We start from the raw sequence: 15,476 nt of genomic DNA on the forward strand, positions 1-15,476 counted from the left end.
GCTTCCGTTGACGAAACGGCCGCCTTCACCCCCGCGCCAGCGACTTGACCGGCACGGCCGGGTCCGCGAGCGCGGCGGCGTCCACCACGATCCCCCGGTCGATGATGCGCCGGGCGGTCTTGACGGTCATGGGGTCGTCGATCGACGCGGCCCCGCGCAGGGTCCCGTCCGCGGCCAGGGCGAAGCTCGCCACCACCGTCCCGCGCACTTCCCGGTCCACGATCCGCCCGCCGGCCGGCACTGTCATGTCCCCCACGGCCTCCACGTGGGCGTCGTACCGGTCGGACCAGAACCACGGGGCGCCCGGGGCGTCCGCCTGCTCCCCCAGGATCGCCGCCGCGGCGGCCGCACCGGAACGCAGGGCCGGTTCCCAGTGCCGCGAGGGTGCCCACGCGGACTCCCGGGCGCGCGCGGCGTCGCCCACGGCCAGGATCCCGGGCACGGCAGTGCGGCCCATCGCGTCCGTGAGCACGCCGTCGGCCACGTCCAGACCGGCGTCCTCGGCGAGGGCGGTGTCCGGCACGGTGCCCCCGGCCAGCACCACGACGTCGGCGTCCACGGTCCGCCCGTCGTGGAGGTGGAGCCGGTGGGCGGACGGCAGTGCGGCGCCGCCGTCGGCGTCCCGGTGCTCGATCCAGGCCGCCCGGCCGACCTCGACCGCGACCCCGTGCTCGACGTGCATCCGGTGCAGGCGGGTGGCCAGCGCCGGCCCGACGGCTGCGCGGGCCGGGGCGTCCGTCCCGGTCACGAGCGTCACCGCGGCGAGCGCGCGACGCGCCGCGGCCGCGACCTCCGCCCCCGTGAAGCCGCCGCCCACGACCGCCACCTCGGTCCCGAACGTCAGTCGATCGCGCAGGGCCTCGGCGTCGGCGCGGGTACGCAGGGTGACCAGGTCCGGGTGGTCGGCGCCGGCGACATCGAGGGCCCGGGGTCGCCCGCCCGTGGCGAGCACGACCGCGTCCGCGTCCAGGACCCGCCCGGAGGCCGTCTCCACCCGGTGGGGCGCGGGGCCGCCGTCGGGGTGGACACCGCCCGGCACCACCCGGACCGCCACGTCCTCCACCAGCTCCACACCGTGCTCGGCGAACCACGCCGGCGGGGCGAGCAGCAGGCGGTGCGCGTCCGCGTCGCCGGTCAGGAACTCCTTGCTCAGGGGCGGCCGGTCATAGGGCACGCCCTGCGGGTCCACGAGGACGATCCCGCCCGCGAAGCCGCGGCGCCGCAGCTCGCGGACCACGGCGAAGCCCGCGACGCCGCCGCCCACCACCGCGACCGAGCCGGGCACGCCCGCCGGGGCCCCGACGTCGTGGCTCATGCGCCGGGGACGAGGTAGAGCTGGCCCTCGCGCTCCTCGACGCGGTGCACGCCGACGCCCTTGGTGGCGGGCAGGCAGAGCGCCTCGCCGGTGCGCAGGCAGAACTGCGCGGCGTGCAGCGGGCACTCCACGCGGTCGTCCTCGAGCCAGCCCTCGGCCAGCGAGGCGTCCTCGTGGGTGCACGTGTCGTCGATCGCGTGGAACTCGCCCGCGTCCGTGTGGAACACCGCGACGTCGTCCCTCGTCCCCGCCGTCGCCGCCGGGACGACGATCGCCTCGCCCTCCGGGACGTCCGCCGCCGCGCCGATGTGGATCGGCTCCGCCATGGTCTGCCTCCTCTGGTTCCCGGGCCGAGCGGCCCGTGGTGGTCTCCCGTCACCGTATCCCCCGGCGCGGACCCGACATCCCTCCGCTGTGCTCCGCCCCGGTATGGAATCGCCTCCTCCTGTGAATGGATGAACCGGACATCACCGGGGCGTGAAATGACCCGACAAGCCTCCGAAAAATGCTCCCGTGAATGGCCGATCACGCTACGATCACGACGGCTCTCCAGCCCTCATCCCACCCGCACCACGCCACCGACCCGGGGAGGCGACACGGCCTGCGCCTGTCGTTCCTCGGGCACTCCATCTTCCGAAGGCATCCGCATGAAGATTCTCCCGCCGCGTTCCGCCGCGTCCCCCCACCCGCTCGCGCCCGCCGTCGCGGTCGCCGCGCTCTCCGTCCTCGTCGGCGGCCTGCTCCCGCAGCCGCCGTCCGCGACCACGGAGGGCGCCCCCGACGTGCGCCCGCTCGACGACGCCGCCCGCGCCACGACCGTCGGCGCGGCCGCGACCCCCGCGTCGGCCGCTCCCGTCGAGGGCGCCGGCGTCGCGACCGTCCCGCAGGAGGGCGAGAACCTCGTCCCGGCCGAGGAGGCCCCGGCCGGCGTCGTGCTCGGCGAGCCCGTGGTGGACCGCCCGTTCACGGTGGCAGCCGCCGTATGGGACACCGCGGCGGACGACGCCGTCGAGCGCGTGGAGATCCGCGTGCGTCAGGACGGGGCCTGGGGCCCGTGGCAGGTCCTGGATCGGCCCGTCCTGCCCGAGGACGCCGCCCCCGCGCGCACCGGCACGGACCCGTTCGTCGCGTTCGGCGCGGACGGCGCCCAGCTGCGCGTGACCACCGCCGACGGCGCGGCCCCGGCCGGCCTCGAGCTGTCCCTCATCGACCCGGGCACGGCCGCCACGGACGAGACCGTCGCGAGCGCGCACCCGGCGGTGACCGCCGAGCAGGCCGCGGAGACGGCCGGCCTGCCCCGGGGCGTGAAGTCGAGCGCCGTCGTCGGGGGCGAGGAGCCCGCCGAGGCCCGCACCGTGGCCACGGCCTCCGACGCGCGCGCGAAGATCCTCCCGGACGTGATCACCCGCGCACAGTGGGGCGCGGACGAGTCCTGGGCCGAGTCCTCCCCGCAGTTCGGCCAGGTGCGCGCGCTGACCATCCACCACACGGCCGGCACGAACGACTACACGCGCGCCCAGGCCGTGGAGCAGATGCGCGGCATCTACGCGTACTACACGAAGACCCTCGACTGGGGCGACTTCCCCTACCACCTGATCACGGACCGCTTCGGCAACATCTACGAGGGCCGCCGCGGCGCCCTGGACTCGAACCCGCTGGGCACGCACGCGGGCGGGTTCAACCGGGGCACGATGGGCGTCTCCACGATGGGCAACTACGACGTGGTCGCCCCGTCCGAGGAGGTCGTGGACGCGATGGCCCGCGCCACCGCCTACTACCTGTACCGCGACGGCATCGACGTGCGGGGCCGGGTCACCCTGACCTCGGGCGGCAGCACGAAGTACGCCGCGGGCACCCCCGTCACCGTGGACACGATCTTCCCGCACCGGGCCACGTCCGCGACCGCGTGCCCGGGGCAGCATCTGATGGCCCGCTTCGACGACCTGCGGGACCGCGCCGAGGCCATCGCGACGGCGGCCGGCCAGCCGCCGGCACCGGCCACCCCGGCTCCGACACCGGCTCCGACGCCGGCCCCGACGACCGCCGGCACGTACACGGTGCAGCCGAACGACGGCTGGTGGACCATCGCCCGCCGCACCGGCGTGCCCGCGGCCACCCTCCAAGAGCTCAACGGCATGACCGAGTCGACCGTGCTCCACCCGGGCATGGTGCTGCGCACCGTCGCCGACCCGACCGCCCCGGAGCCCACCCCGATCACCACCGGCACCTACACGGTGCAGCCGAACGACGGCTGGTGGGTCATCGCCCGACGGACAGGCGTCACCGCCGCGGAGCTCCAGCGGCTCAACGGCATGACGGCGTCCACCGTCCTGCACCCGGGGATGGTGCTCATCACGGCCGCCACGGCGCCGGCCGCCACGCCCGCGCCGACCCCGGCCCCCGCCCCGGGCACGTACACGGTCCGCGAGGGCGACGGCTGGTGGATCATCGCCCACCGCACCGGCGTGACCATGGAGACCCTCCAGCGCCTCAACGGCATGACCGCGACCACCGTGCTGCACCCGGGGAAGGTGCTGCGGACCGGCCAGACCGCCTCCGCCCCGGCGCCCTCGCCCGCCACGTACGTGGTCCAGGCGAACGACGGCTGGTGGCTCATCTCCCAGCGCACGGGCGTCGCCATGCAGCGCCTGCAGCGCCTCAACGGCATGACGGTCTCGACCATGCTCCACCCGGGCATGGTGCTGCGCACCGCCTGAGCACCCCGCCGGGACGACGCCGGCCCGCACCTGCGCGTGACGGTGCGGGCCGCCGTCGTCGGTTGAGTTGTCACCGGTCGCAGGCCGCCGCACCCGGGATAAGTCAACCGACGTTGCTCGCCACGAGAAGTCGACGAGGGTGCGCGCCGCCTCAGTCCTGTGGGGCCAGCTCCCCGTCCACGAGGTGCCAGCGCCGATCACAGGCGGCCGCCACCCTCGGGTCATGGGTCACGACCACCACGGCCCGCTCAGGCCCCACGGCTCCGCGCAGCAGGTCGACGACGTCCCGCGTCCTCTCCTGATCCAGCGCCCCCGTCGGTTCGTCCGCCAGGACCAGCGGCGGCTCGTTGATGAGAGCGCGGGCGACGGCCACCCGCTGCTTCTCCCCGCCGGACAGCGTGCGGGCCCGGTGACCCGCGCGCGTTCCCAGCCCCACCCGCTCGAGGGCCTCCCCCGCGCGGCGTCGCTGCTCCCCACGCGAGACCCGGGCCGGGCCGTAGCGCAGGGGCAGCATCACATTCTCCAGCGCGGTGGCGTGCTCCATGAGGGCGAAGTCCTGCAGGACGATGCCGCACCGCTGGTTCCGATACCGGTCCCCGCCCCGGCTCCACGGCTCCGGGAGGGCTTCTCCCCCGAGCAGGACGCGACCCGAGTCCGGGGAATCCAGGCACGCGAGGATCCGCAACAGGGTGGATTTCCCAGACCCGGAAGGCCCGGTGACGGCGTGCATCTGACCGGCCGGGACCAGCAGAGAGGCCCCCCGGAGGACGGGCACCGCCGCCCCGCCGGAGACGAACGTCTTGTCCACGTCGTGGACCTCGAGGAGGGTCATGCGGTCTCCGTGGTCGGCCGGTGGCGGCGGGGGCGGCGACCGAAGGTCGCCGCGAGTGCGCGCCAGGAGGACAGGGTGGCGCCCGCGCCGATCGCCATGACGGCGATGAGCGCGGCGGACATCGGGCCGGTGGACGGCGGCCCCGGCAGGGCGGACGCACCCGCGGTGAGACCGACGGCGGCCGGCAGGACCCACGCGAAGAGCACGGGAACGGTGATCCGCACCGCGGCCTGCCAGCGGGCGGCGCCCACCATCGCGGCGATCCGCCAGGTGGGGGCGAGAGCCCGGGCGAGCACGCCGAGAACGCCGAACAGGGAGACGACGGCGCCGAGCACCGCCGCCCCGAACAGGACGAGCAGCGTGCGGGAGCTGGCGCTCAGGGACTGCAGCAGCGCGGAGGACTGCGGAGTCAGGGGTTCGGCGGTGACCACCAGAGCGTCCGTTTCGAGGGCTCGTCCTGCCGCATCCAGTGCCGGGACGGCATCCTGGCCCAGAACGATGGTGCGCAGCAGGAGGCCCTCCAACGCGTCTGGCGGGTACAGGCTCGCCAGCATCGAGGTCGGGACGACCACCAGGGCGGCTTCGTCCAGCGGAACCGATCCCATCATCGGATCCAGAGCGGTGGCGCCCGGCGCCAGCCGTCCGGTCACCGGGATCATGGCGTCCTGGAACTGCACACGCGTCGGCGGTGGCAGGACGCCCCCGACCGTGAGCGCGTACGGATCCTTCGCCGAGGAGTCGCTGCCCAGCACCGCGTAGGGAGCGGCCGTGCCGTCGGCCTCGCGATGCGGGGACTGACCCGTCGGAGACATCGTCTCGTCGAGACCGGACCCGGCGAAGAAGTCCTCGGTCACCAGCAGGGCGCCGGGGAGGTCATCGCCGAATCGGTCCCCGTAGGGGTCCATCGTGTACGCCGTCCGGTCCGGGTCCGCCAGGAGGGCGAACAGCGCGGCGGTGCGTCGACCGTCGTCGGCGTAGTCGGCCTTGGAGCCGGCAGAGAGGTCGGGCTCGGGCGGCTCCTGCTGCGGTTCACCCGGGGCGTTGCCGCGCCCTTCCAGATCCCCCAGCCCCGCGAGGTAGTAGCCCCGCAACGAGGCCGCACCGAGCTGCTCCCACCGTTGCAGGTGCCGATCGATCTCCTGCGCCTCGCTCGCCTGCTGGAAGGACAGTCCCAAGAGCGAGCACGAGGCGACCGCGTGGACGAAGGCGACCAGCACCAACGGCCAGAACCTCAGCGTGTCGCGCAGCCCGTCGCTCCAGGCCACGCCGAGACTCCGGACGCTCACCGGGGCGCTCGCATCCAGAGGGAGACCACATGGGTCGCCGCCACGAGCACGGCATCGCCCAGCAGCACGACCAGGATGACGCCACTTGCGACGAGCGGGGACGGTTCCGTGGCCGCACCGGTCAGCACCATCCCCTGCCACAGCGCGGCCGAGATCCCCGCAGCGCCGAGGAACGGCACCAGGCTCACCCTGGCGCGCGACGCCGCGGCCCGAAGCGGGGGCACCCCCAGCAGGCGGAGGACTCGCAGTGCGGCGCGCTCCGTCGAACGCAGGGTCAGGACCCAGAACGCCGTGACGCTGATCAGAGTGAGGCCGGTCAGCGTCGCGGTCACGCCGAGCACCGGTGACGTGATGGCCGCGTTCAGTGCCGAGGGCGCTGGAGTCGCCTCGGCCCCCAGCCCGGACGCTCGCAGGGTCTGGAGGAATCCCTCCAGATCACCGGGCTCGCCCACGAGGATGCCCACGTAGGAGGCGGAGTTGTCGAACGCCGGGGTCGGCTGGATCACCCCGTCTGCGGGGAGACCTCGCCAGTCCGCCGCGGAGGCGAGGGCCACTGGCCGACCGGCCAGTTCCCCGCTCCGACCGGCCCGGTCGGCCAGAGTGCTGCCCTCGCGCAGCAGAAACCCTCGCGCTGCCCGCAGAGATTCCAAGGTCGGTACGTCGACGCCCGCAAGACACGGGGCCGCGGGGCCGGCCAGGTGGCGCACGCCGGGGTCCGCCCCGCTCGCCATCAGGGTGAGGTTCCGCCCGGTCGTGGCAGCCTCTGCCATGGTCCAGACCTCGCTGCCGCCTCCGATGCCGACATCCCAGACGGCCGGCCCGCACTGCGCGGCTCCGAAGTACTGCCGATGGTGGACGGACAGGGAGCCCACGAGGCTCAGCGCCAGCCCGCACAGTGCCACGAGCAGCACGGCACGGGTGACGAGCAGCCCGAGCGTCCGCAGCCCCCTGCCCGTCACGGTCAGTTCCCACTGGTGGGCTCGGACAGGACCCCGTACTGCACCCGCGCCACAGCACCGACCGCAGCGGCTCCCCACGCCGCAGTCTTCCTGAGCAGGGCCACGATGGCCTCCTTGCTGTATGGCACCCAGAGGATCCCCTGACCCTCTGTGATTCCTCCCACATCCCTGTGATTAGGGTAATCATCATTCCCCCCGACGGGGTGTCAAGGAGATTCCTCGGCGCATTCCGACCGCGCTCGAGGGCCTCGCCCGTGCCGTGCCGCTGGTCGTTCACGGCGCGGGGCGGCCTGCGGGCCGACGTCGTCGGTTGAGTTGTCACCGGTCATAGGCCGCCGCACCCGGGACAAGTCAACCGGCGTTCCTCCGAGGCACGAGTGGCACGCCGAGGACGCCCTCGTGGCGCTGCGCCGCTGAGCGGCCGTCACAGTCCCTCCCCCTCTGCCCCCGGACGGCCCCGGGCCCCGCCCGCGGCCTACCCTGGAGGAGCCCGACCCGGGCCGCGACCGAGTCACGAGGAGATGAGAAGAGCGCATGACCCGCCTGCCCGGTCTGCGTCGCCCGCGGTTCCTGGACCCGTGGCGTCGCCCGCTGGCCCCTCGTCTGCCCTGGCACGTGGTCCTCGCGGCCTCGATCGCGGGGGCACTGACCATCGCCACCCTCAGCCTCGGCGAGGACCTGGCCTCCGCGCCGCTGCTGGTGGGCGCCTTCGGCTCCTCCTGCGTGCTCGTGTTCCTCGTGCCGCACGGCCCGCACTCCCACCCCGCCAACGTGCTCGTGGGGCACGTGGTCTCGGCCGCATGCGGAATCGCCGTGGTCTCCGTGCTGCCCCTGGCCTGGTACTCGCTCGCGGCCGGCATGGGCCTGGCCATGGCCGTCATGGCCGGGCTCCGCGTGATCCACGCCCCCGCGGGCGCCACCGCGCTGACGGTCATGCTGAGCAACGCGGACTGGCACTACCTGGTCACCCCGGTGCTCGCCGGGGCGCTGGTCCTCACCGCGTGCGCGCTGCTGTACCGCCGCCTGATGTGGCGGGTGATCGGGCCGCCGGCGTGAGCCCACGCCGGGCCGCTCACGCCAGGAAGTCGCGCGCGACCTCGAGGAAGCGGTCGTTGGCCTCCTTCTCGCCGATGCTCACGCGCACGCCCTCGCCCGCGAACGCCCGGACGGACAGGGCGCGGGCCTGGGCGGCCTCGGCGAACGCCTGGGTGCGCTCGCCGAGCGGCAGCCACACGAAGTTGGCCTGCGAGGAGGGCAGGTCCCAGCCGGCCTCGGCCAGGGCGGCGGCGACGCGCTCGCGCTCGTCGACGACGATCTGCACGCGCTCGAGGACCTCGTCCAGGTGCTCGAGCGAGGCGATCGCGGCCTCCTCGGCCACCGTGGACACCGCGAACGGGGTGGCCACGGTGCGCAGGGCCTTCGTGATCTCCGGCTGCGAGACCGAGTAGCCCACGCGCAGGTTGGCCAGGCCGTGCGCCTTCGAGAAGGTGCGCAGCACGACGACGTTCGCGTGCTTGCGGTACATCTCCAGGCCCTTGACCGCGTCCTCGTCGCGGACGAACTCCACGTACGCCTCGTCGATGACCACGAGGATGTGCGCGGGCACGCGCGCCAGGAAGTCCTCGACCTCGGCGGTCGTGAGCACGGGGCCGGTCGGGTTGTTGGGGGTGCAGAGCAGGATCACGCGGGTCCGCTCCGTGATCGCCCCCAGCATGGCCGGCAGGTCGTGGCGGTGGTCCGCGGTGAGCGGCACCTGCACGTCCACGGCACCGGCGGTGCGGACCACGATCGGGTAGGCCTCGAAGGAGCGCCACGCGAAGATCACCTCGTCGCCCTCGCCGGCCTCGCCGTGGCCGGCGAAGGCGGTGACGACCTGGGCCAGGGCGCCGAGGGAGCCGGCACCCGTCACGACGTCGTCCGCCGGGACGTCCAGGTGCGCGGCCAGGGCCTGGCGCAGGCCGGTGGAGAGGGTGTCCGGGTAGCGGCAGAGGGTGCTGGGCGCGCCCTCGGGGCCGGTCACGACCTGACGCACCCGGTCGATCACGCCGGGCACGGGCGCGTAGGGGTTCTCGTTCGAGGAGAGCTTGTAGGGGTGCAGGCCCGGGACGGCGACCGGCGGCTTGCCGGCGGCGTACGGCGGCAGCATGCCGACCTTCTTGTGGGGCGCGACCACGGCGGGCGTCTGCTGTGCGTCATCAGTCATGGCCACCAGGGTAGTGCGGGCCGCGGACGCTGTGAGCGGCACCACGGGACCCGGGTTCAGGCCGCACCGAAGGCGACGGCGACGGCCCGGGCCGCCTCGCCGAGCCGGTCGCCGAGGCGCGCCGGGTCCTCCGGCCGCGTCGCGTAGACCACGGCGAGGGCGGCGGGCAGCTGGCCGGGGACCCGCAGCGGCACGGCGACCGAGGAGACGCCGGTGATGACCTCGTCGGAGCTGACGGCCCAGCCGCGCTCCCGCACGTCGTCGAGCTCGGGCCGCTCAGGCGGGGCCTCGCCGGGCAGCCGCGCCCACTCCTGTCCGGTCAGGGCGACGGCGATCGCCATCCCCGGCGCACCGACCCCGAGGGGGTGCCGGGTCCCCGGCCGCTGCGTGACGAGGTTGCCGCTGGGCGGCTCGGCCGTGGCCAGGGTGAGGCAGTGGGCCCCGTCCCACACCACGAGGAACGCGGTCATGCCCAGGTCGGTGGAGACGGCCGTCAGGTGCGGCATGGCCGCCGCGCGCAGATCCTGCTCCACCCGGCGGGCGAGGACGGCCAGGCCGGGGGCGGCGTGGACGCGGCCGAGGCCGTCGCGGCGCAGCAGGCCGTGGGCCTCGAAGGTGCGCAGCATGCGGTAGGCGACCGAGCGATGGACGCCCAGGCCGTCGGCGAGGTCGGCGATGGTGGGCGGCTCGGGCGCCTCCACGACGGTCTCGAGCAGGGTGAGCGCGCGGGAGAGCGTCTGGGAGGGTGCGCCCTCCCGGACCGGGCCGCCGTCGTGCTCCGCCATCTGTGCTCCTCGCCTCGCGTGCCGGACGTGACGCGCCCGGGGCGTGGTCGGCCCGCGCGCCGGTTGTGAACCCGGTCACGTCCGCGTACAGTCTGGCACACATGTGTTCCCAGGGAGAACACCGTGTTCTCTGAGAGAACACGCCGTCGGGTGGCACGCGCACCGCGCAGCGACATCCCCCGCAGCGAAAGGACCCCCATGCTCTTCCACCACCACGGCTATGTCTCCACGAACCCGCGCGTGCAGGTGGCGGCCGGCATCGGCCTGGACCGCCCCGCCGAGCTGCCGGACGAGATGGACGTGCTGATCGTCGGCTCGGGCCCGGCCGGCATGATCGCCGCCGCCCAGCTCGCGATGTTCCCGGACGTCCACACCCGCATCATCGAGCGCCGCCCCCACCGCCTCGAGATCGGCCAGGCGGACGGCATCCAGGCCCGCTCCGTGGAGACCTTCCAGGCCTTCGGCTTCGCGAGCGAGATCATCGACGAGGCCTTCGACCTGACCTCCATGGCGTTCTGGAACCCGGCCGAGGACGACGCGGACACGATCGTGCGCACCTCGCTGGCCGAGGACGACCCGGAGGGCGTCTCCGAGTTCCCGCACCTGATCGTGAACCAGGCCCGCATCCTGGACTGGTTCGCCGAGTACATGAAGAACTCCCCCACCCGCGCGCGGCCGGACTACGGCTGGGCGTTCGAGACCCTCGAGGACACGAACGACGGCGAGCACCCCGTGCTCGTGACCCTGCGCCGCACCGTGGACGCCGAGGAGAACGCCCTCGAGGACCCCGCCTCGGGCCCGACCCGCCAGGTGCGCGCCAAGTACGTGGTGGGCGCGGATGGCGCGGGCTCTCGCGTCCGCAAGGCGATCGGCCACACCCTGACCGGCGACGCCGCGAACCACGCGTGGGGCGTCATGGACGCGCTGGCCGACACGGACTTCCCCGACATCCGCACCAAGTGCGCGATCCACTCGTCCAGCGGCTCGATCCTCCTGATCCCCCGCGAGGGCGGCCACCTGTTCCGCATGTACGTGGACCTCGGCGAGGTCCCGGCGGACGACGACCACAAGGTGCGCCAGACCCCGCTCGAGGAGATCATCCGCCGGGCCCAGCAGATCCTGCGCCCCTACACGCTGGACGTGAAGGAGGTCGCCTGGCATTCGGTGTACGAGGTGGGCCACCGCCTCACCTCGGGCTTCGACAACCGCGAGCGCGTGGCCCACCCCAACGTGTTCCTGCTCGGCGACGCCTGCCACACCCACTCCGCGAAGGCCGGCCAGGGCATGAACGTGTCCATGCAGGACGGCTGGAACCTCGGCTGGAAGCTGGGCCAGGTGCTCTCCGGGCTGGCCCCGGTCGAGCTCGTGCCGACCTACGCGGAGGAGCGCAAGGAGATCGCCAAGAACCTGATCGACTTCGACAAGGAGTGGTCGACGCTCATGGCCACGCCCACCTCCGAGCTGGGCGACCCGAACGAGGTGGCCGAGTTCTACACGAAGACCGCCGAGTTCCCGGCCGGCTTCATGACGGAGTACCAGCCCTCCCTCCTCACCACGGACGCCACCGGTCAGGCGCTGGCGCAGGGCTACCCCATCGGCAAGCGCTTCAAGTCGGCGCTGGTGGAGCGCTCGTGCGACACCAACGTCAAGCACCTGGGCCACCTGCACCGCGCGGACGGCCGCTGGCGCGTCTACGTGTTCGCCGACGCCGCCTCCCCGCGCGCCGAGGATTCGAAGGTCGCGGCGTGGGCGAAGGCGATCGATGAGGACCCGCGGTCCTTCCGCAACCGCCACACCCCGTCGGACGGGCCAGAGGACGCCCGCTTCGACATCAAGGTCGTGTACCAGCAGAAGCAGACCGAGTTCGCCCACCCGGACGTGCCGTCGATCTTCCGGCCGACCACCGGCTCCCTCGGCCTGCACGACCTGAACAACATCTTCGCCACGTGCCGGCCCCAGCACGGCGAGGACATCTTCGAGGCCCGCGGCATCAGCCGTGACGGTGCCGTCGTCGTGGTCCGCCCGGACCAGTACGTCTCCGGCGTCTTCGGCCTGGACGAGGTCGACCGCCTGAACACGTTCTTCGCGGGCGTGCTGCTCGACGCGAACTGAGCAGGCGGCGGGCACCCCGCCGCCGGGGCGCTCACCGGGATCCCGGGGGCAGGTGGTCCCGCTCCGGCGGCGTGCGGCGCAGGCGCACCGCCCGACTCGAGGCCACGGTGCCGACGGTCAGCCCGGCCAACGCGGCGGAGAGCCCGGCGACCTCCGCCCGGGCCGCGGGCTCGGCGGCCTCGAACTGCCGGATCAGGTCCACCTGGCCCTCGAAGTCGTGGGCGGCGTCCAGGTCGCCCTTCACCGCCAGCGGAGAGCCGGTCCGGAAGCCGCCCCCGGGCGCATCCCACCCGTGGCCGGCCGGATGGAAGACCACCTCGGCCCGGCGCGACGAGACGGGGGTGGGCGCCCCGTCCGCGGCGACGGCCAGGTCCCCGTCCGCGGAGAACTCCAGCACCGCGGCCCGCCCGGTCTCCACCGCGTTGCCGGACGGCGCCGCGATCGTCATGACGCCGGCCACGGGGTACACGGACGTGAAGTCCTCCCGGCCGGCCAGGTTCACGGCGTGCACCCCGCCCTGCGAATAGCCGGCCAGGACGAGCGGAGCGCCGTGCGGGACGCCGGCCGCCTCGAGCGCCGCCCGCACCGCCGGGGCCGTGACCTCGGACTCGGAGCCGAGGGCGTCCAGCAGTCCGCCGGCGTCCCACGGGTCGGTCGACTCGGGATCCGGGATCAGGCCGCCGCGGGTGCCCGGCAGGCCCACCACCCAGGCGCGGCTCCCGTTCTCCTGCACCACCTCCGTGACCGTGAGGTCCCCGTCCCCCTCCCCACGCGGGATGAGAGAGGCCAGCCCCGCGGCCGAGCCGTCCAGCCGGGCGGGCGCCGCCGGCCGGTCCTGCGGCGCCCCGTGCGGGGTCACCGCGCCCCGGGGCGCCGCGCCGGCGAGGGCCAGGGCGTCCGCCGCCACGGTCCACGCCTCGTCCGGGGAGACCCGCAGCGCCTCGGTGAGGTCCGACGCGGCGTCCGTCCCCTTCTTCGCCGCGGTGGAGACGGGCCGCTTCAGCACGTGCTTCTGCGCCCTCGTCAGCATCTTCACGTCGATCCGCGCCAGGGCCGCGAGCAGGGGGAACCCGGCGGCCGCGAGCGCGGCGGACACGATGGCCTCGGGCACCGCCTGGACGAGGTCCTGCACGAGCCGCTCCGCCTCGCGGGTGGTGAGGCCGTCATGGCCGTCCCGCCAGAGCAGGCCGGGCAGCTCCTCCAGGGAGGCGTCCTCGGCGGCCATGATGCCGGCCGCGGCGCGCTCGGCCTCCTCATAGCGGGCCGCCGCGGAGAGCAGGTCGCGGTGCAGCTCGGCGCACTGCTCCGACAGGCTCCGCACGCGACCGACCGCCTCCGCCAGCCGGTCCTGCAGCAGGGCGGCGGAGGCGAGCCACGTGGCCGACCGGCCCAGCCCGAAGGCGGCCGCGTCGACCTGCCACGAGGCTCCGGCCGCCTCTTCGGCGGCGTGCTCGTGCCGCCCGGCCACGACGCGCATCTCCTCGGCCTCCGCGTAGATCGAGCCCGGTCCGCCGTGCGTGCTGAAGGCCACCGCCCCCGGGCCAGCACCCCGCCCGCCGGTCATGCCGCCACCGCCAGCGAGCGCAGGACGGCCAGCGCCGTCTCCTCGGCCGCCCGCTGCCGGGCCTCCGCGTTCCGGCGCGCGTCCTCGGCGTCCCGCTCGGCGGTGGCCCGCAGGGCGAGCCACTCGCCGGCCTCCCGTTCGAGCTCCGCCGCCAGGGCCGCCGCCCGTCGCACGGCCTGCCCGTAGGCACCGGCGGCCTCCCCGCGCCATCCCGTCTGGATCGCGGAGCGCACGTCCGTGGCGGCGCTGACCAGCCCGCCCAGCGCCGCGCGCAGCTGCGTCTGGGCCACGGCGAGGTCGGCGAGGGCCTGCTCGGCGGCCTCCCGCTCGCGCCGGGCGGGGTCGGCCCACGCGACCAGGCGGGCGGCGTCGTCGTCGAGTCCGACGGCCCGCAGGGCCGTGGCGATCTGCTGAGGTCCGATGAGCGGTGGCATGCGGCCACCGTAGGGAGCGCCCGGGTCCCGCGACCGCGGCGCGGGACGATCCGGGGATGGGGGCCGCCGTCGGGACGCCTGTGCAGGAGCCAACCCTCCCGCACCGTCCCGATGGCCGCATCGCACCCGGGTCGCACCGGCTCCGGCGTGTTGACCGAGGTCACACCTTGGCCTATCCTGAACGAGCGGTCAGTAATTCGGTGCGCCCCGGTGCGCCCTGACCACGGAACCAGCCCGCACTCAGCGTGAGGTGATCCCCATGACGCAGACCAGCTCCCCCCAGCACCTGGCCTCCGTCCCGTCCCCCGAGGATGCGGCCGGCCAGGAGAACTTCGACCGTCTGATCGCGGAGGACTCGCGCATCGAGCCCCGCGACTGGATGCCCGAGGCGTACCGCAAGTCCCTGACCCGCCAGGTCTCCCAGCACGCGCACTCCGAGATCATCGGCATGCAGCCGGAGGCCAACTGGATCACCCGCGCCCCCTCCCTGAAGCGCAAGGCGATCCTCATGGCCAAGGTCCAGGACGAGGCCGGCCACGGCCTGTACCTGTACTCCGCCGCCGAGACCCTCGGCACGCCGCGGGACGAGCTGAACGAGCAGCTGCTCTCCGGCCGCGCGAAGTACTCCTCGATCTTCAACTACCCGGCTCGCACCTGGGCGGACATGGGCGCGATCGGCTGGCTCGTCGACGGCGCCGCGATCTGCAACCAGGTGCCGCTGTGCCGCGCCTCCTACGGCCCGTACGGCCGCGCGATGGTGCGCATCTGCAAGGAGGAGTCGTTCCACCAGCGCCAGGGCTGGGAGATCCTCTACGAGCTCTCGCACGGCACCCCGGAGCAGAAGCAGATGGCCCAGGACGCCGTGAACCGCTTCTACGGACCGGCCCTGCAGATGTTCGGCCCGCCGGACGAGGACTCCCCCAACTCCCGCCAGTCCATGGCGTGGAAGGTCAAGCGCTTCTCCAACGACGACCTGCGCCAGCGCTTCGTGGACATGATCGTCCCGCAGGCCGAGGCCCTCGGCCTCACCCTGCCGGACCCGGACCTGAAGTGGAACGAGGAGCGCGGCCACTACGACTTCGGCGAGCTGGACTGGGACGAGTTCATGTCCGTGATCAAGGGCGACGGCCCCATGAACACCCAGCGCATGGCCCGCCGCATCCAGGCCCACGAGGACGGCGCCTGGGTCCGCGAGGCCGCCGCCGCCTACGCCCGCCGCCAGGCCGAGCAGCACGCGCCGGCCGAGACCCACCTGATCGGAGCTTGACC

General features: G+C 74.2%; 13 protein-coding genes. 4 read left to right on the plus strand and 9 right to left on the minus strand.

Annotated elements, in window-relative coordinates:
- Positions 1 to 25 precede the first annotated feature (25 nt).
- Together O3T09_RS03445 and O3T09_RS03450 are read right to left on the minus strand one after the other, a co-directional pair.
- Entirely contained in the window at positions 26 to 1,315 is a 1,290-nt protein-coding gene (locus O3T09_RS03445; RefSeq protein WP_269295357.1) for an NAD(P)/FAD-dependent oxidoreductase, read from the minus strand.
- The gene (locus O3T09_RS03450) at positions 1,312 to 1,641 is read right to left on the minus strand and encodes a bifunctional 3-phenylpropionate/cinnamic acid dioxygenase ferredoxin subunit (protein WP_002857882.1); all 330 of its coding nucleotides are present in this window, start codon (positions 1,639 to 1,641) and stop codon (positions 1,312 to 1,314) included. The genes O3T09_RS03445 and O3T09_RS03450 overlap by 4 nt, the downstream gene beginning before the upstream one ends.
- Positions 1,642 to 1,962: 321 nt before the next feature.
- Between O3T09_RS03450 and O3T09_RS03455 the strand changes: the two genes are divergently transcribed.
- Positions 1,963 to 4,032, plus strand: coding sequence for a LysM peptidoglycan-binding domain-containing protein (locus O3T09_RS03455; protein ID WP_269295358.1), 2,070 nt, complete (start codon positions 1,963 to 1,965; stop codon positions 4,030 to 4,032).
- A gap of 151 nt (positions 4,033 to 4,183) precedes the next feature.
- Here the strand turns inward: O3T09_RS03455 and O3T09_RS03460 are convergent, their stop codons facing one another.
- Genes O3T09_RS03460 through O3T09_RS03470 form a run of 3 tightly spaced genes read right to left on the minus strand, consistent with a single transcriptional unit; the run spans position 4,184 to position 7,109 of the window.
- Positions 4,184 to 4,864 (minus strand): ABC transporter ATP-binding protein, encoded by a 681-nt coding sequence (locus O3T09_RS03460; protein ID WP_269295359.1) that lies wholly within the window; start codon positions 4,862 to 4,864, stop codon positions 4,184 to 4,186.
- Positions 4,861 to 6,150, minus strand: coding sequence for a hypothetical protein (locus O3T09_RS03465; RefSeq protein WP_269295360.1), 1,290 nt, complete (start codon positions 6,148 to 6,150; stop codon positions 4,861 to 4,863). Before O3T09_RS03465 ends, O3T09_RS03460 begins: the two co-directional genes overlap by 4 nt.
- Positions 6,147 to 7,109 (minus strand): hypothetical protein, encoded by a 963-nt coding sequence (locus O3T09_RS03470; protein WP_269295361.1) that lies wholly within the window; start codon positions 7,107 to 7,109, stop codon positions 6,147 to 6,149. The genes O3T09_RS03465 and O3T09_RS03470 overlap by 4 nt, the downstream gene beginning before the upstream one ends.
- Before the next feature lie 534 nt (positions 7,110 to 7,643).
- Between O3T09_RS03470 and O3T09_RS03475 the strand changes: the two genes are divergently transcribed.
- A complete protein-coding gene (locus O3T09_RS03475) occupies positions 7,644 to 8,165 on the plus strand; it encodes an HPP family protein (protein ID WP_002857872.1) in 522 nt (173 codons plus the stop codon).
- A gap of 16 nt (positions 8,166 to 8,181) precedes the next feature.
- On the opposite strand, the gene O3T09_RS03480 is transcribed toward O3T09_RS03475, so the two are convergent.
- Positions 8,182 to 9,312 (minus strand): histidinol-phosphate transaminase, encoded by a 1,131-nt coding sequence (locus tag O3T09_RS03480; protein WP_269295362.1) that lies wholly within the window; start codon positions 9,310 to 9,312, stop codon positions 8,182 to 8,184.
- 56 nt (positions 9,313 to 9,368) lie between these two features.
- Positions 9,369 to 10,097, minus strand: coding sequence for an IclR family transcriptional regulator (locus tag O3T09_RS03485; protein WP_020624880.1), 729 nt, complete (start codon positions 10,095 to 10,097; stop codon positions 9,369 to 9,371).
- 198 nt (positions 10,098 to 10,295) lie between these two features.
- Here O3T09_RS03485 and O3T09_RS03490 point away from each other — a divergent pair, with 198 nt between their 5' ends.
- Positions 10,296 to 12,209, plus strand: a complete 1,914-nt coding sequence (locus tag O3T09_RS03490; protein WP_269295363.1) for an FAD-binding monooxygenase — start codon at positions 10,296 to 10,298, stop codon at positions 12,207 to 12,209.
- Between the two features lie 31 nt (positions 12,210 to 12,240).
- On the opposite strand, the gene O3T09_RS03495 is transcribed toward O3T09_RS03490, so the two are convergent.
- On the minus strand, positions 12,241 to 13,740 hold the full coding sequence (locus tag O3T09_RS03495) for a hypothetical protein (protein WP_240008935.1): 1,500 nt from the start codon (positions 13,738 to 13,740) through the stop codon (positions 12,241 to 12,243).
- Between the two features lie 29 nt (positions 13,741 to 13,769).
- A complete protein-coding gene (locus O3T09_RS03500) occupies positions 13,770 to 14,207 on the minus strand; it encodes a hypothetical protein (RefSeq protein ID WP_269295364.1) in 438 nt (145 codons plus the stop codon).
- A 259-nt stretch (positions 14,208 to 14,466) separates the two neighbouring features.
- Between O3T09_RS03500 and paaA the strand changes: the two genes are divergently transcribed.
- Positions 14,467 to 15,474, plus strand: coding sequence for a 1,2-phenylacetyl-CoA epoxidase subunit PaaA (gene paaA, locus O3T09_RS03505; RefSeq protein ID WP_222958637.1), 1,008 nt, complete (start codon positions 14,467 to 14,469; stop codon positions 15,472 to 15,474).
- The last annotated feature ends 2 nt before the right edge of the window (positions 15,475 to 15,476 follow it).

Source organism: Micrococcus sp. H39-S4, from assembly GCF_027158145.1.
Lineage (GTDB): Bacteria > Actinomycetota > Actinomycetes > Actinomycetales > Micrococcaceae > Micrococcus > Micrococcus luteus.